Annotated in this window: 8 protein-coding genes; all 8 read right to left on the bottom strand. The window is 48.3% G+C overall.

The features are described 5' to 3' along the window. Positions 1-48 precede the first annotated feature (48 nt). The gene (locus ACOMG9_RS03870; protein ID WP_448215845.1) at positions 49-1,872 is read right to left on the bottom strand and encodes a hypothetical protein; all 1,824 of its coding nucleotides are present in this window, start codon (positions 1,870-1,872) and stop codon (positions 49-51) included. A gap of 167 nt (positions 1,873-2,039) precedes the next feature. Beyond that, the gene (locus tag ACOMG9_RS03875; protein WP_494529792.1) at positions 2,040-3,695 is read right to left on the bottom strand and encodes a hypothetical protein; all 1,656 of its coding nucleotides are present in this window, start codon (positions 3,693-3,695) and stop codon (positions 2,040-2,042) included. Positions 3,696-3,901: 206 nt separating this feature from the next. Then, positions 3,902-6,406 carry a hypothetical protein gene (locus ACOMG9_RS03880; protein ID WP_448215847.1) on the bottom strand — a complete coding sequence of 835 codons (2,505 nt, stop codon included), beginning with the start codon at positions 6,404-6,406 and terminating at the stop codon, positions 3,902-3,904. 125 nt (positions 6,407-6,531) lie between these two features. Then, positions 6,532-8,883, bottom strand: coding sequence for a hypothetical protein (locus ACOMG9_RS03885; RefSeq protein WP_448215848.1), 2,352 nt, complete (start codon positions 8,881-8,883; stop codon positions 6,532-6,534). A 111-nt stretch (positions 8,884-8,994) separates the two neighbouring features. Continuing rightward, complete coding sequence (locus ACOMG9_RS03890) at positions 8,995-10,701, bottom strand: hypothetical protein (protein WP_448215849.1); 1,707 nt, start codon at positions 10,699-10,701, stop codon at positions 8,995-8,997. A 180-nt stretch (positions 10,702-10,881) separates the two neighbouring features. Beyond that, positions 10,882-13,170 carry a pentapeptide repeat-containing protein gene (locus tag ACOMG9_RS03895; RefSeq protein ID WP_494529793.1) on the bottom strand — a complete coding sequence of 763 codons (2,289 nt, stop codon included), beginning with the start codon at positions 13,168-13,170 and terminating at the stop codon, positions 10,882-10,884. Positions 13,171-13,350: 180 nt separating this feature from the next. Beyond that, positions 13,351-14,793 (bottom strand): hypothetical protein, encoded by a 1,443-nt coding sequence (locus ACOMG9_RS03900; protein WP_494529794.1) that lies wholly within the window; start codon positions 14,791-14,793, stop codon positions 13,351-13,353. Between the two features lie 128 nt (positions 14,794-14,921). Beyond that, on the bottom strand, positions 14,922-16,829 hold the full coding sequence (locus tag ACOMG9_RS03905; protein ID WP_448215852.1) for a hypothetical protein: 1,908 nt from the start codon (positions 16,827-16,829) through the stop codon (positions 14,922-14,924). Positions 16,830-16,977: the final 148 nt, after the last annotated feature.

Raw genomic sequence — 16,977 nt, forward strand, 5'->3', positions numbered from 1 at the left:
AGGCTGCACTGGGCAAAACTTCTTGAAAGCTCAGATAAGCGTAGCTACTTATTTCAGTTTATCTGACTGAAGGCTGAGGTCATCTTTCTGGTTCACATCATCAGGTTTGCGTTTTCGATGTATTCTTTTGTGATTCGACAGGTCTGGAGAATTTTTGCAGACCTTCCCGCATGGCTTTGGCTGGCCATCCTCCGCTAGCACGGATACGTTGCAGGTTTTTTGCCCGCTGTGCTCTCTGTTTTTGTGAGATGACAGGGCTTTTGTATTCTTGCAAACCTTCCCGCATGGCTGCTGTTGACCGTCGTCACCGATCAGGGTTACGTCACAGGCTCGCTGTCTGCTATGGTATCTGCTTCTGTGATCCGACAGGGCCTGAGCGTTCTTGCAGAGAGCCCCGCATAACCGCTGCTGGCCATCCTTTTCGATGACTGTCTGGGCGCAGGTTCGTTGCCCGGTGTGGACTCTGCTTTTGTGAACCGACAGAGCTTGTGCATTTTTGCAGAACCTTCCGCATGGCCGCTGCAGGCCATTTACTCCGACCACTGTTATGTCACAGGTTTGTTGTCTGGTGTGGTACCTTCTTATGTGATTCGACAGGCTTTTCGCATTCTTGCAGACAGCCCCGCATGGCTGCAGCTGGCCATCTTTCCACATCACAGTTGCATCACAGATTTGTTGGCCGGTGTGATCTCGTTTTTTGTGCTCTGACAAGGCTTTTGCATGCTTACAGACTGTCCCGCATAGCTGCTCCTGACCATCCTCTTTGATCACTATCACGGTACAGGTTTTTTGCCCGGTGTGGTATCTGCTTTTGTGAACCGACAGGGCGTGAGCATTCTTGCAGGTCTTCCCACATGGTCGATGTTGGCCATCTTCCCCGATCAGGGTCACCTTACAGGATTGTTGCCCGCTGTGGACTGTTGCCCGGTTTGTGCCTGTCCTGGAAAGATAAGGTGGGCTTTGATCCAATTGGGTTGATGCCGTTGCTGTTGGTAGTATTTCTGAAGTCCTGATTGGGGGGGTGAAATGGCTAAGTGTAAAGGGAATTCCGGTTTCTCCGAGAGGACTACGATTACGCAGATTGAGTAACCCGCTGATTATAACCAAATCATCAGAAGTGACAGACGCATTCCCTGGCATTCGCACATGACCAGGTAACGATTGAGTCGGCTCTCTGTTATCGGATGATACACGGAATCGACAAACGCCCTGACAGGGATCGACGAAACAATTTAAACCTAAAGTGTGTGAGTGTTGTTCAGGCGCTTCGTCACCGTCACCAGAGTCAGAATGCAAGAGATAAGTGAAATAAACTACAGTCTGGGTGGTAGCTTGCGGAGCATGCTGGGCGGAAGAGTCTGGCGGTGGGTATTCTGGTGAGTTATGTCCAGAGTCAAGCATTGTCGTGATGGTCACAAACGGGTGGTTTCCATGTGTCAACATAGACTTTGCCTGTTGTTCAATCGGATTAAACAGCAGTGAATCCTGGTTCCAATAGCTTCTTAAAAGCGAGTCGGCAGCAAACAATACTTCTACAGGCAGCCATGAATCAGAATTTAAGTCTGGGTTAGCTTTTCTGTTGGTCAGGATCAGTTCGTAAGCAAGCAGCAGGTTCGCGGCGTAAAGCAATTGCCATGAGACAGACTTGATGATGGTTGTTTTTGCCTCGTAATAACCGGACCTGTGTGGTTTGTTATCAGACTGTGAGCATGGTCCTGAGTTGCCGTTTGTGTCAGTAATGTCTGATGGATGGCCTGACAATGTATCTGACAATGTATCGCCTGAAAATGTATCCGGGTCACGATCTATTGAGAAGGAATGTTTTGGAGAACCTGCATTCTGTTCAAGCTCGACTATTAAACTTCTTGTCAACACTTCGGCCTGACAGAAGACGGATAACGAAATTATCGGCAGCAGCAGTGCCGCAAAGAGTAAGTGTTTAATAATTCTATCCTTGCTTTCTGGTATACAGAGAGCAAGGATAGATCAAGAAAATAAGCGTGTTTTTGTGTCTTTCTTATGAAAGGACAGGTGTCAGATCAAGGGGGGCAGTCATTGTCCCGGCCTGCATCAACAGGTTTGCGTTTTTGATGTACTCTTTTATGCTCCGCAAGGGTTTGAGCATTCTGACAGACCGTTCCGCATGATCGTTTCAGACCATCCTTACCAACTACTGGAACGTCGCAGGTTTGTCGACTGTTATGCTCTCTGAATTTGTGAGATGACAGGGCTTTAACATTCTTGCAAACCTTCCCGCATGGCCGCTGCTGGCCATTTTCACCAGTTATGTTTATGTCACAGGTTTTTGGCCCGGTGTGGTGTCTTCTTTTATGATCCGACAGGGCTTGAGCACTTTTGCAGAACGCCCCACATGGTCGCCGCTGACCATCCTTTGCGACTAAGGTCAGGTTACAGACTCTTTGCCCGGTATGATGTCTTTTTTTGTGATCGGTCAAGGCGCTAGCATTCTTACAGAGTATTCTGCATGGCTGCGGGAGACCATCCTCCCTGACCACGGTTACGTCACAGGTTTGCCGCTCGTTGTGGTGATTGTGTTTGTGATTAATCAGGGCTTTAGCATTCCTGCAGATTTTCCCGCATGGCCGCCACTGACCATTCTCCCTGATCATTCTGACTTCACAGATTTTTTGTGCGGTGTGGACGCCGCTTTTGTGAGAGCACAGTGAATCTCTGTTCTTGAAGACCTTCCCACATGGCCGCTGCTGGCCATCTTTCCCGACCAGGGCCAGGTCACAAATTCGTTGCCTGCTTTGGACTGTGGCTTGCTTTGGGCGTAAATGGACAAGAGGACTCAGGCTTTGACCTAATCGTGATGACCCTGTTGTTTGTTGTGTTTCTGAAGTCCCTATTGGCGGTGTTGAAAGGGCAGGCGTGAAAGAAGTTCCGGTTTCCTCAAGAGGCTCAGTGTTACTTAAATTGATTAACCCATTGATTATGCTGAAATCATCTGAGAAGGAAGACTCATTCCAGGGCGTCTGCGCATCATCAAGTGGCCATTCAGCTGCCGTTCCGCTAACTGCTCTGAATTGGCAAACACCACGACAGGGATCAACAAAACAATTTAAAGCTAAAGTGTGTGAGTGTTGTTCAGGGCCCTCGCCACCGTCGTCTGAATCAGAAAAAAGGAGACGGGTGAAATAGCCGATAGTCTGAGTGGTGGCTTCTGGTGCTTGCTGGCTGGATGATTCTGGCGGCGGCTGTTGTGGTGGGTTGCACCCTGAGCCAAACATTGTTGTGACGGTCGTAAACGGGCGATTCTCATGCGTTAAAATAGAAGTCGACTGTTGATCAATCGGGTTAAACAGAAATGAATCCTGGTTCCAATAGCTTTTTAAAAGGCAGCCGACAGCCGCAGCCACTTCTGCAGGTAGCCATGAATAAGGGTTGGAGTTCAGGGTAATGTCTTTGGTGGTAAGGCTCAGTTCGTAGGCAATCAGTAGAGTCGTGATATAAAGCCATTGCCGTGAAATTGACTTAATGAGGTTCGTTTTAACGTAGTAACCGCAGGTTTTTTCTAGTTTGTTATCAGGCGGCGTGTCTGATCTCACATAGCCGTTTGTTTCAGCAATGTCTGAATGGCAACCCGGCAATGTATTCAGGTCAGGCTTTATAGTGAAGTTCTCTTTTGGAGAGCCGACATTTTGTTCAAGCTCAATTATGAAATTTCTTGTCAATAATTCCGCCTGACAAACGACAGATGACAAAAGCAACTGTAAGAGCAGTACAACAAAGAGTGAGTGTTTAATAATTCTATCCTTGTTTTCTGGTTTAAAGAGAGGAAGGATAGATCAAGAAAATAATCGTGTTTTGCTATCAAAACTTTCTGTCAGAAATTAAAGGCCGTGAAGGGCAAAATCATTATGAAAGGGCAGGCATCAGATCAAGGGCTGGGGTCATTGTCGAGGCCTGCATCAAAAGGCTTGCGTTTTCGATGTATTCTTTTATGTTTTGACAGGGTTTGAAAATTCTGACAAACCGTTCCACATAGCCGCTGCTGACCGTCTTCCCCGACCACTTTTTGGTTACAGGTTTTTTGCCCGCCGTGCTTTCTTCTTTTGTGATCCTGCAGGCTGCCAAGATTCTTGTATAATTTTCCGCATGGCTGCTGCTGGCCATTCTTCCCGACCGCAATCACGTCACAGGTTTGTTGTCCGGTATGGACTCTGTTTTTGTGATTCGACAGCACTTTGACACCTTTGCAGACACTCCCGCATGGTCGCAGTTGGCCATCATTACCGACTATGATCACGTCACAGATTTGTTGTCCACTATGGATTTTGCTTTTGTGATCCGACAGGGCTTTGACACTATTGCAAACACTTCCGCACGGTTGCTGCTGACCATCATTACCGACTATGATCAGGTCACAGGTTCGTTGTCCACTATGGAATCTGTTTTTGTGATCCGACAGGGCTTTGGCACTTTTGCAAATAGTTCCGCATGGTCGCTGCTGGCCATCCTCCTCGACTATGATCATGCTACAGGTTTGCAGTCCGGTGTGGGCACTTCTTCTGTGTTCCATGAGGCTTACAGCACTCTTGCAGACTCTCCCGCATGGTTGCTGATGACCATCCTCCCCGACTATGGTCACGTTGCAGGTTTTTCGCCCGCTGTGAACTCTGCTTTTGTGATCGGACAGGGCTTTGGCATTTTTGTAAACTCTTCCGCATGGTCGCTGCTGGTCGTCATTCCCGACTACGGTAATGCTACAGGTTTGTGGTCCGGTGTGGGCGCTTCTTCTGTGTTCAAAGAGGTGTCTGGCATTCTTGCGGACTGCCCCGCATGGCTGCTGCTGACCATCCTTCCCGACGATGAGCACTCTGCAGGTTTGTTTTTGTTGTCTGGCGTGGGCGCTTCTTTTGTGCTCCAGGAGACTTAGCGTATTCTTGCAGACTTTTCCGCACGGCCGCTTAAGACCATTCCCCAAAAACAGGGTCAAATCACAGACTTTTTGTCCTGTGTGGGTTCTGCTTTTGTGATCCGACATCGCTTGAGCATTCCTGCAGATCTTTCCGCATGTCTGCTGCTGGCCATCCTCCCCGGGCACTGCCACGTCACAGGTTTTTTGCCCGGAGTGGTATTTGCTTTTGTGAGCCGACAGGGCTTGAGCGTTCTTGAAGATCTTTGCGCATGGTTGCCGCTGGCCATTCTTCCCGACTATGGCCATGCTACAGGTTTTAAGTCCGGTGTGGTCCTTTCTTCTGTGCTTCTGGAGGTATAGAGCATTCTTGCAGGCTGTCCCGCATGGCCGCTGCTGGTCAACCCCCATGGTCACGTCACAGGTTTTTTCCCCCGTCTGCCGTTTACTTTTGTGATTCGTCAGGGTTCGTCGGCAGTGGGTATCTCCTTTAAAAGGAAAACAACCCGAAGGTGAAGTTCCTGCTAATTCAAGCGTTTCCGAAGCTTGTAATTTGCCTGTCTGGGAAAGATGAGGTGGACTTTGCTCAGATTGGAATGATTGTCTTGTTGGTTGTGCTACCGAAGTCTCTGTTGAAGGGATAGGTATACAGGAAATACCGGTTTCTTCAGGAAGACTATGACCACGTAGATTGAGTAACCCTCTAACCATAGCCCAGTCATCAGAGGAGATAGGCAAATGTCCTGACATTGGCGCATCATCATTGAGTGGCCACTTATTGGCCCCTCTGTTTTCGGGTGATGATCGGAATTGACAAATGCCATGACAGGGGTAGACGAAACAATTTAAACCTAAAGTATGCAGGATTTGTTCAGGATCCCCGTTACCGTCGCCAGTGCCAGAATATAGCGGATTAGTGAGAGAGCCTATAGGCAGAGGAGTGGTTTGTGGGGGTTGCTGGCCGGATGACTCTGGAGGCTGATATTGCGGTGGGGTATATCCAGAGCCGTAGACAGTGATGATGGACGCAAACGGATGGTCCTGCTGTTTCAATAAAGATGTCGTCTCTTGTTGTTCGCTCAGACTGAGTTGTTCCAACGGGTTAAACAGGGCTGAATCGAGGTTCCAGTAACTTTTCAAAAGCCAGCCGACAGCAACAACCACCTCTACAGGTACCCAAGAATAATTGCTCGAGCTCAGTGGGGAAGTTTTGGTTGTCAGGATCAGCTCGAAAGCAACCAGCAGATTCGTGGTGTAAAGCCAGTGCCACGAAATTGACGCAACGATGGTTGTTTTTACCCGGTAACCACTCGAATTGTGTTGTTTTTTATCAGGCCGTGTATACGATCCTCCATAGCCGCGTGTGTCAGTGACGTCTGACGGGTTGCCCGGCAATGCCGACAATGTGGACCGGTCAGGTTTTATAGAAAATTTTTGTTTTTTAAACCCCGTATTCTGTTCAAACTCAACAGTAAAGCGCCCTGTCCATGCTTTGGCCTGACAGGCGAAAGACAGCAACGGTAGCAACAGCAGTGCCGCAAAGAGTGAGAGTTTAATAATTCTATCCTTGCGTTTCGGGATATAGAGAGGAAGGATAGATCAAGAAAATAAGCGTGTTTTTTTGTCTTCCTCATGAAATGGCTGCTGTCAGATCAAGGGTTGAGGTCTTTGTCCCTGTCTGCATCAACAGGCTTGCGTTTTCGATGTATTCTTTTATGATCCGAAAGGGCTTTTGCATTATTCAAGAGCTTCCCGCATGAATACATCTGGCCATTCTCACCGACCAGGGTCGCGTCACAGATTTGTTGTCCGGTGTGGTATCTTTTTTTGTGGTTAGTCAGGGAATTGGCATTCTTCAAGGCCATTCCGCATTGCCGGGGGAGACTATCCTCTCCGACCACGGTCATATGACAGGTGTGGTACCCGCTGTGATATTTGTATTTGTGATCCGCCAGCGAGCTTGCATTCTTGCAGACCTTCCCGCATCGCCGCTGCCGACCATCCTTCCCGATCACGGTCACGTAACAGGTCTGTTCTGAAGTGTGTTGTCTTCTTTTGTGATTCATCAGGGAGTTAGGATTCTTCCAGACAGTCCCGCAATGTCGTCGAAGGCCATCCTCTCCGACCACAGTCATATAACAGGTTTGCTGCCCGCTGTGGTGCTTGTATTTGTGATCCGCCAGCTTACTCTTGTTGCTGCAGACTTTTCCGCATGGCCGCGGCTGGGCACCGTCTTCGGTCACTGGCAGCATACAGGTTTGTCGTCTGGTATCGCAGGCGCTTTTGTGAGTCGACAGAGCTTTGGCATTCATGAAGACCTTCCCACACTTCTGTTGGCCATTCTCGCCGATCACGGTCATGTCACAGGTTTGTTGTCCGGTATGATACCTTCTTTTGTGATTCATCAGTGAATTAGTATTCATACAGACCGTCCCGCACGGCCGCGAGAGACCATCCTCTCCAACCATGGACATAGAACAGGTTTGTTGGCCGCGGTGATATTTGTATTTGTGATCCGCCAGCGCGAGGGCATTCTTGAAAACCTTTCCGCATGGCTGCTGCTGACCATCCCTCCCGACAACGGTCGCGTCACAGGTTTGTTGACCGGTTTTGTGTCTTCTTTTGTGAGTAGACAGGGTATCGGCATTCTTACACACCGTCCCGCATAGTCGTGTACGGCCATCTTCCAGGACCACCGTTACGCCACAGATTTGTTTTCCGGTGTGTTCTCTTCTTTTGTGATTTGACAGTGCACTGGCATTCTTGCAGATCTTTCCGCATTGCTGTTGCAGGCCACTTTCCCCGACCACCATCACGTAACAGGCTCTCTGTCCGGTGTGGTATCTGCTTTTATGAACCGACAAGGCATAAACATTCTTGCAGATTTTCCTGCACGGCTGCGGCTGGCCATTCTCGCCAACTATTGTTAAGCCACAGGCTAGTTGTTCGTTATTGTTTATGGCTTGTACTCTGTCTGTCCGGGAAATATGAGATGAGCTTTGATCCAATTGGGATGAGTGAGTGACTGTTTGTTCTGTTTTTGAAATCCCCGCATGGGATGTGAGATGGCTAAGCGTGAAGGAGATTTCGGATTCTTCGGGACAACTTTGATTACGTAGATTGAGCAGTCCGTTGATTATAACCAAATCATCAGTGTTGAGCGTTGTTGCATCATCAGGCTGATGCGCTTGTCGTTGGGAGGGGTTATGTTCATTGGCAAAATGAGGGTATAAGCCTTGTCCGGGGTGGGTTTCTGTGCAGTTTGACGAGATTTCCTGGTAATTCAGCGTCCATTCAGCGGGCCTTTTGCCATCGGTTGATGGTCTGAATCGACAAACGCCGTTACAGGGGTGAGCGAAACAATTTAAACTTAAAGTATGTGAGAGTTGTTCAGAGCCCCCGTTACCGCCGTCAGTGTCAGAATAAAGCGGGTTAGTGAGAGAGCCTTTTGGGAGATTAGTGGTTTGTGGGGTTTGTTTACCGGATGCTTCTGATGGCTGGTGTTGTGTTGGATTTTGTCCATAGCCATACATAGTAATGAGGATCTCAGACAGATAATCCTCCTGTGTCAACATGGATGTCGTCTGTTGTTCGATTGGGTCAAATAAAGGTGAATCGGGATTCCAATAGTTTTTTAAAAGCCAACCGACAACGACAACCACTTCTGAAGGTACCCACGAATAAGGGCTGGAGTTTAGAGGGTTGTTTTTGGTGGTCAGGAGCAGTTCGTAAGCAACCAACAGATGAACCGCACAAAACCATTGCCACGAAACTGACTCAATGATGGTCGATTTAATCTCGTATCTGCCCGATCTTTGTCGTTTTTCACCAGACGGCGAAGCTGATCTTGTGCAGCCGTTTTTGTGAGCAATATCGGATGGATTGCCTGACGATGTATGTTGATTATGCTTTATAGAAAAGCTCTGGCCCGGAGAATCTTTATCCTGTTCAAGCTCGACAGTAAACCGTCCTGTCCAGGGTTCGGCCTGACAGACTGCAAACAACGAAAGCAGCAATAACAGCGGTGTCGCAAAGAGTAAGTGTTTAACAATTCTATCCTTGCCTTTTGGTTTACAAAGAGGAAGGATAGATCAAAAAATAACTGAATTTTTCTGTCAGAGACCTGAGTTATCGTCAGGCACTGGTTTGCGTTTTCGATGTGTTCTTTTTTGACTGTAAAGGACCTGGGTCGTCTTGTCGGCCATCGCGCATGGCCGCCGCTGACTATCCTTCCACACCACTGTTACGTCGCGGGTTTTTTGCCCATTGTGGTTTTTTCTTTTGTGATCCGACAGGGCTCTGGTACTTCTGCAGACTCTCCCGCATAGTCGCTGCTGTCGATTCTTTCCGATCACTATCCAGTCACAGGTTTTTTGCCTGGTGTGGTGTCTACTTCTATGATCCGCCAGGGCGCGAGCATTCGCCACTGTCAACCCACATTGCCGTTGTTTGCCATCCTCTGTGACCACGGTCAGGTTACAAGTTTTGCGACCGGTGTGGTATCTGCTTTTATGGCATGAAAGCGCCTGAATATTCTTGCAAATCTTCCCGCATAGTCGCTTCTGGCCATCCTCTGTGACAACGATCTTGTCGCAGGCCTGTTGCCCGGAGTGGTCTTTTCTTTTGTGATCCGACAGGGCTTTAGGATTCTTGCAGACCATCCCACATCTCTGCTGCTGACCATCCTTTCCGACTCTGGTCAGGTAACAGATTTTTTGTTCGCCGTGCTCTCTTCTTTTGTGTTCCTGCAAGGCTTTCGCATTCACGCAGAGCACCCCACATAGTTGCTTCTGACCCTCCTTCCTGACCAGGATCACTTCACAGCTTCGCTGCCTGGAAGGGTTTACTCTACAGGTTAACCTGGGACCTATTGTGGCTGGGTCAACTTTTTCTTCGTCGATTTCGTCTGAGTCAACCTTTTCTACGTCGATTTCGTCTGAGTCGATCTTTTCTACGTCGATTTCGTCTGAGTCGGCCTCCTCTATATTGACCTCACCTGAATCAACCTCTTCTTTATAGTTGCAGCTTCTGGTTGGGTTGATAACAATGCTATGCGCCTGAAATAGTTGGACAGATGTACATTGGAGTTGAATGTCAGAAAAAAACTCCATGCTCTCGAAAGGCAAACCTTGTCGGAAGTCTGTAGCGTTTAGAAAATCAAAATGACCTATACAACTAAAGCAGTATCCATTAGCCAAATGAGGGCATGAACTTTGTTCAGGTAACGCCCTTGTGTGGTCTGTCGAGCTTCCAACTGAACCCAGAGGCCACCCGGCGGATGCTCTGCTATCGAATGATGATCGGAATCGACAAACGCCATAACAGGGATAGATGAAACAATTTAAGCCCAAAGTATGTAAGTGCTGTTGCGGGCCTCCTTTACCGCCGCCAGAACCAAAATACAGAGGGCTAATGAAAGAGCCTGCAGGTTGTTTGTTAGCTTGTGATGCTTGATGGCCAGATGATTTTGATTGTTGGTATTGTGGTGGGTTTTGCCCGGAGCTAAACATCGCAGTGATAGTCGCAAGCGAGTAATCTCCCTGTGTCAGCATAGAGGTCGCCTCCATTTGTTCAATAGGGTTAAGCAGGGCTGAGTCCGGATTCCAATAGCTTTTTAAAAGCTGGCCGACATCAACAAAGGCTGCTATTAGTACCCATGAATAGGGCCTGGAGCTCAAAGGGAACGTTTTCACGCCATAACTGGTGGCTCTGTATGGTTTCTTATCAGGTGGAAAGTTTGTATTCTGTTCAAGCTCGATAATAAAATGTATTGTTAACGACTCAGCCCGGGAGATGAAAGGGAAGGACAGGAGCAACAACAACAACAACGCTGCTGAAAAGAGTGAGTGTTTAATAATTCTATCCTTGCATTCTGGTCTACAGAGAGGAAGGATAGATCAAAAATAAGTGTGCTTTTCTGTCAAAAAACTTCTTGTAAAAAACCTCTGCCATAAATCAGAGGTTGCGGCGGGTAAAACCTCATTGAAGTCGTCTAATGGTCGTTACTTTTTCTTCTTACTTTCAGGTGCACTGAGGTCACCGGTCTGGTTCACATTCACAGGCTTGCGTTTTCGATGTATGCCTTTGTGATACATTAGAGCTGCATTATTCTTGCAGGCCTTACCGCATGGCCGCTGCTGGCCGTCTTCCCGGACGACGGGTTCGTCACAGGTTCTTTGCCCACTATGGATCCGGAGTTTGTGAGATTTCAGGGATTGAAGATTCTTGAAAACTCCCCCGCATTGCCCCGTTTGGCCATCCCTCCCGACGACTGTTAAGTTACAGGTCTGTTGTCCGGTGTGGGCAATTCTTTTGTGATTCTGCAGGGCTCCGGGATTCCTGCAGACCTTCCCACATGGCCTCCGCTGACCATCCATGCTGACCAGGATCACACCACAGGTTTGTTGCCTGGCATGTTTGCTTCTTTTGTGATTCGACAGAGCAATAGCATTTTTGCAGACCTTCCCGCATTGTCGCTCCTGACGATCCTCCCCGACGACGGTCAAGACACAGGTCTGTTGCCCGCTGTGGCATAGGCTTCTGTGAGTGTAGAGGGATTTTGCATTCTCGCAGATCTTCCCGCATGGACGCCGCTGGCCACCCTCCGCAACCACTGTCACGGCACAGGTTTGTTGCCCACTATGGATTTTGCTTTTGTGAGAGATCAGGCTTTCTTTGTTCTTGCAGACCGTTCCGCATGGTCGTGGCTGGCCATCCTCTCCGACCACGATCACGATACAGGTTTGTTGTCCGGTGTGGGCAATTCTTTTGTGAGTCCGCAGGGCTTCAGGATTCCTGCAGACTGTCCCACATGACTTCTCCTGGCCACCCTCCCCGACCACTGTCATGTCACAGGTTTTTTGCCCACCGTGGCATTTGCTTTTATGAGTTGACAATGACCGGGCATTCTTAAAAAGCCTCCCACATGGTTGTTGCTGGCCATCCTTTCCAACTGTGGTTACAGCACAGGTTTGTTGTCCGCTGTGGGCTGCTTTTTTGTGTTCTGTCATGGCTTTAGAACTCTCACTGACCATTCCGTAGCGCCAATGTTGATCATTATTCATGGTCCCTATTTCGTTGCAGGCTTCTTGTTTGACCAGGGCTGTGGCTGTCCTTACACCCATTGAGACCGGGGCGAGCCCGTCTAAGGCAGCCCCGTCCAGGGCGACCCCGTCCAGGGCGACCCCGTCAAAGGCGACCCCGTCTAAGGCGACCCCGTCTAAGGCGACCCCGTCTAAGGCGACCCCGTCTAAGGCGACCCCGTCTAAGGCGACCCCGTCTAAGGCGACCCCGTCTAAGGCGACCCCGTCTAAGGCGACCCCGTCAAAAGAGCTGCGATTATAGGGTCGGATGCCATCAGTGTCGTGTGTCCGAATGAGTTGTCCAGAAGTATATTGCAATTGAATGGCGGGGGGATTATTCAATGCTTCCAAAAGTGAGTTTTGCTGGTCATGTCCAGTGCTTTCAGTCTGAGAATGACTGAGGCAACCATAGGAAGGTCTATTGGCCAATTGTAGGTATGAGCTTTGTCCGTATGTCAATTCTGTGTCGTCTGTCCAACTGTTCAGGAAATCCAGCATTCCGCTTTCGGATGATGGTCGAAATTTGCAAATGCCATTACAGGGGTAGACGAAACAGTCTAAATCCAACGTATGTTGGTATTGCTGAGGGTCTCCGTTCCCTTCCTCAGAAGAGGAAAACAGTATGCTGGTGAAATGGCCTGGAGGGCAGATGTGAGTGGCGGGGGTTTGCTGAACAGATGATTCTGATGATTGTCCTTTTTGTTGGTCATGTTCACAGCCTGCCATCACAGTGGTGATCGAAAATGGTTGATACCGCTTTTTCAATATAACTGCCGATTGTCTTTCAATTGTGTTTAACAGCAGTGAATTGGGGGGCCAATAGCTTTTTAAAAGCCAGCCGATAGCGACAACCACGTCCACAGGCAGCCGTGTAAAAGCGGGGTAGCTTAGAGGAACGTCTCTGGTCGACAGGGTCAGTTCGTAAGCAATCAGCAGATTAGTGGCATGAAGCCACTGCCAGGAAATCAACTCATTGAGGGACATTTGAACTCCATAGCCATCTTCTCTTTGTCGTTTGTCTTCGGCTAGAGAGTCAGATCCTGCATAGTTGTTTGTGTCAGCAATGTCGGACGGGTTTCCCGGTAATCCAGGTTGGTCACGCTTGATGGAAAAACTCAGATTTGGACAACTTGCATTCAGTTCAAGCGCGACAATAAAATGACCTTTCCAAAATTCAGCCTGACCAACGACAGAAAACGACAGTGTCATCAATATAAGTATTGCAAAGAGTGAGTGTTTAATAATTCCATCCTTGCATTCTGGTCTACAGAGAGGAAGGATAGATCAAGAAAATTAGCTTGCTTTTCTGTCAAAGAACTTTTTTTTAAAAAACGCTGTTAAAAATCAAAGGTTGCACGTGGTAAAACCACATTGAAGCCATACTGGTCGTTACTTTCTCTTCTTACCTTTCGGAGGACAGAGGTCATCCTGCTGTTCAAAGTTAACAGGCTCGCGTTTTCGATGTTTTCTTTTGTGATTCGCCAGAACTCCGGCATTTTTGCAGACCTTCCTGCATAGTCGCCGCTCGCCATCCTTCCCGACCACGGTCACATCACAGATTTGTTGCCCTCTGTGGATTCTGGATTTGTGAGATGACAGAGATTGAAGATTTTTGAGTACTACCCCGCATAGCCTCTGTTGGCCATTTTTCCCGACCACTGTCACGTTACAGGTTTGTTGACCAGTGTGAGCACCTCTTTTGTGAACCCTCAGGCTGGCAGGATTCGCGAAGACCTTCCCGCATGGCCGCTGTTGGCCATTTTTTGAGACCAGGGTCATATCACAGGTTTGTTGTCCGGCGTGGTCTCTTGTTTTGTGATCCGAAAGGGTTTTAGCATTCCTGCGGATCATCCCGCATTGCTGCAGCGGGTAATCCTGCTTGATCACCATCATGTTGCAGAATGCATTCCCGGCAGAGGCGTTTGTATGGGTTGCCACTGCACCCATTGATTTTATGGCGACTCCGTCTGAGGTAGCCTCGTCTAAGGCGACCCCGTCTAAGGCGACCCCGTCTGAGGCGACCCCATCCATTAAATTGCAACGATAGCAGTTTTTATTGGCAAAATGAGGGCATGGCCCTTGTCTGAGTGCTGATTCTATTTGGCAAATCAAACTCTCCACGGAATTCAGCGCTCCGCTGTCCGATGGAGGTCGGAATCTGCATAGACCATAACACGGATGAACGAAACAATTTAAATCCAACGTATGTTGGTGTTGTCGAGGACTTTCGTTACCGTCGCCATAATCAGAAGACAGATGACTGGAGAAATAACCTGAAGGGCGGGCAGGTGTTTCGGGAGCTTGCTGGTCAGATGATTCAGATGGTTGACCTTGCTGTTCATGTTTATAGCCAGGCATCGTAATGGTGATTGCAAGCGGGAGCTCATCCTGTTTCAACATAGATACCGCTTGCAGTTTAATTGGATTAAACAGCGGTGAACAGGGGGGGCAGTAGCTTTTTAAAAGCCAGCCGACAGCGACAACCACTTCTACGGGTAGCCGTTTTGAGCCTGGAGGAGCGTCTCTGGTAGTCAGGATCAGTTCGTAGGCAATCAGCAGCTTGGCAGCGTGGAGCCATTGCCAGAAGATCGACTCAATGAGGGTCGTTTTTACCTGATAATCGTCAGGTATGTGTCGTTTGTCATCAGGCGGCGAATCGGATTTTGCATAGTCGTTTGTGTCGGTGATGTCTGGCGGGTTTCCAGATAATGTGAGTTGATCGCGCTTGATAGAAAAACTCGGGTTTGGAAAACCTGAATTCTGTTCAAGCTCGATAATAAAATGTCCTGTCCATGGTTCAGCCTGACAGACGAAAGAAACCGGTAATACCATCAATAGTGTCAGAGCAAAGAGCGAGCGTTTAATAATTCTATCCCTGCATTTTGGTTTACAGAGAGGAAGGATAGCCCAAGAAAATAAGCTTGCACCCGGTAAACCTGATTGAAGCCATGTACTGGTCGTTACTTTTTCTTTTTACTTTCTGGATGACTGAGGTCATCGCCCTGGTCCACATCAACAGGCTTGCGTTTTCGATGTCTTCTTTTGTGATCCGACAGGGATCCTGCATTCTTGCAGACCTTCCTGCATGGGCGCTGCAGGCCATTCTTCCCGACGACGGTCATGTCACAGGTTTTTTCCCGAGTGTGGTATCTGTTTTTGTGAGATAAAAGAGATTGAAGATTTTTGAAATTTACCCCGCAGGGTCTTGCTTGGCCATCCTTTCCGATTAGTGTAGTGTCGCAGGTTTGTAGACCGGTGTGGGCTCTTCTTTTGTGAGCCTGCAGGGCTCCAAAATTCCTGCAGACCTTTGCACATGGTCGCTGTTGGCCATCTTCTGAGACCAGGGTTTTATCACAGGTTTTTTGTCCTGTATGGTCTCTTCTTTTGTGATTCGAGAGGGCTTTAGCATTCCTGCAGACCTTGCTGCATTGTTGCTCCTGCCCATCCTCCCCGACCACGGTCAGGCAACAGGTTTGCTGCTCGCTGTGGTAATTGTTTTTGTGAGTGTAGAGGGTTTGTGCATTCTTGAAGGTCTTCCCGCATCGCTGCTGTTGGCCATTCTTTCCGACTACTGTTTCGTCACAGGCTCTTTGCCCGCTGTGGTATTTGCTCTTGTGAGAGTAGAGGGTTTCTATATTCTTGAAAGTCTTCCCGCATGGCCGCTGCTGGCCATCCTCCCCGACCATGATCGCGACACAGGTTTGTTGCATGCGGTGGTCTCTTCTTTTGTGTTCTTTCAGGGTTTTAGAATTAATGCAGGCCTTCCCGCATGGCTGCAACTGGCCATTCTCACCGACCAGATTCACATCACAGGTTTTTTGCCCGCTGTGGTATCTGTTTTTATGACATGACAGGGCGTGAGCATTCTTACAGAGCTTCCCGCATGGTCGCTGCTTGCCATCCTCACCGATCAGGGGCATGTCACAGTTTTTTTTCCCGGTATGGTATCCGCTTTTGTGAGACATGAGGGCTTTGGCATTCTTAACGGCCGTCCCGCATTGCCTTAGCTGGCCATCCTGCCTGACCATAATCACATTGCAGACTACTTTCCCGGCAGAGGCGGTTGTATCGGCAAAATGCGGGCATGAGTCTTGTCTGGGTGTTGCCTCTGTGTGTCCAGTCGAACTCTGTAAGGAGTTCAGAGTTCCGTTGTTGGACGAATCGGACAATGGTCGGAATCTGCATAGGCCATGACAGGGATGGATGAAACAATTCGAATCCAACGTATGTTGGTGTTGTTGAGGGCCCTGGTTACCATCGCCAAAGTTGGAAAACAAAAGACTGGTCAGATGGACTAAAGGATGAGTATATGTTTGGGGGGCTTGCTGGTCAGATGATCCTGATGGTTGACCTTGTTGTTGGTTACGTCCATAGCCAGGCATCATGGTGATGATCGCCAAACATTGATCCTCCTGTGTCAATATAGATAACACTTGTCGTGCAAAAGGATAAAACGGCGATGAATCCGGTTTCCAATAGCTTTTTAAAAGCCAGCCGCCAGCGACAATCACTTCTACAGGTAGCCATGAGTAACAAATGAAGCTTGAAGGAGCATATCTGGTGCTCAGGGTCAGCCCATAAGCAACCATCAGGTGAGTGGCGTAAAGCCATTGCCACGAAATGAACTTGATGAAGGTCGTTTTTTCTCTGCAAATGTAAGTTTGCTGTCGTTTGATATCAGAAAGCGAATCGGATTCCGTATAGTCTTTTTTTTCGGCGATGTCTGATGGGTTGACCGGTAATCTGTGTTGGTCAGAAAAGCTGCGGTTTGGAAAACCTGAATTTAGTTCAAACTCGATAATAAATCGTCCTGTCCATGGATCAGCCTGACAGACAACAAAAAACGACAGTGATATCAAAAGAGTCATTGCAAACAGTGAGCGTTTAATAATTCTATCCTTGCATTCTGGTCTTCAGAGAGGAAGGATAGATCAAGAAAATGAGTGTGCTTTTCTGTCAAAGAATTTCCTTTAAAGACCCACTGTTAAATAAACTTTGTTAAAAACCAAAGGTTGT

It is taken from the genome of Endozoicomonas sp. PH6C (assembly GCF_059322965.1).

Excerpts from the sequence above, each read along its gene's own strand:
- ACOMG9_RS03895 (WP_494529793.1), bottom strand. The coding sequence starts at position 13,170 with ATGACACTGTCGTTTTCTGTCGTTGGTCAGGCTGAATTTTGGAAAGGT.
- ACOMG9_RS03905 (WP_448215852.1), bottom strand. The coding sequence starts at position 16,829 with ATGACTCTTTTGATATCACTGTCGTTTTTTGTTGTCTGTCAGGCTGAT.
- ACOMG9_RS03900 (WP_494529794.1), bottom strand. The coding sequence starts at position 14,793 with ATGGTATTACCGGTTTCTTTCGTCTGTCAGGCTGAACCATGGACAGGA.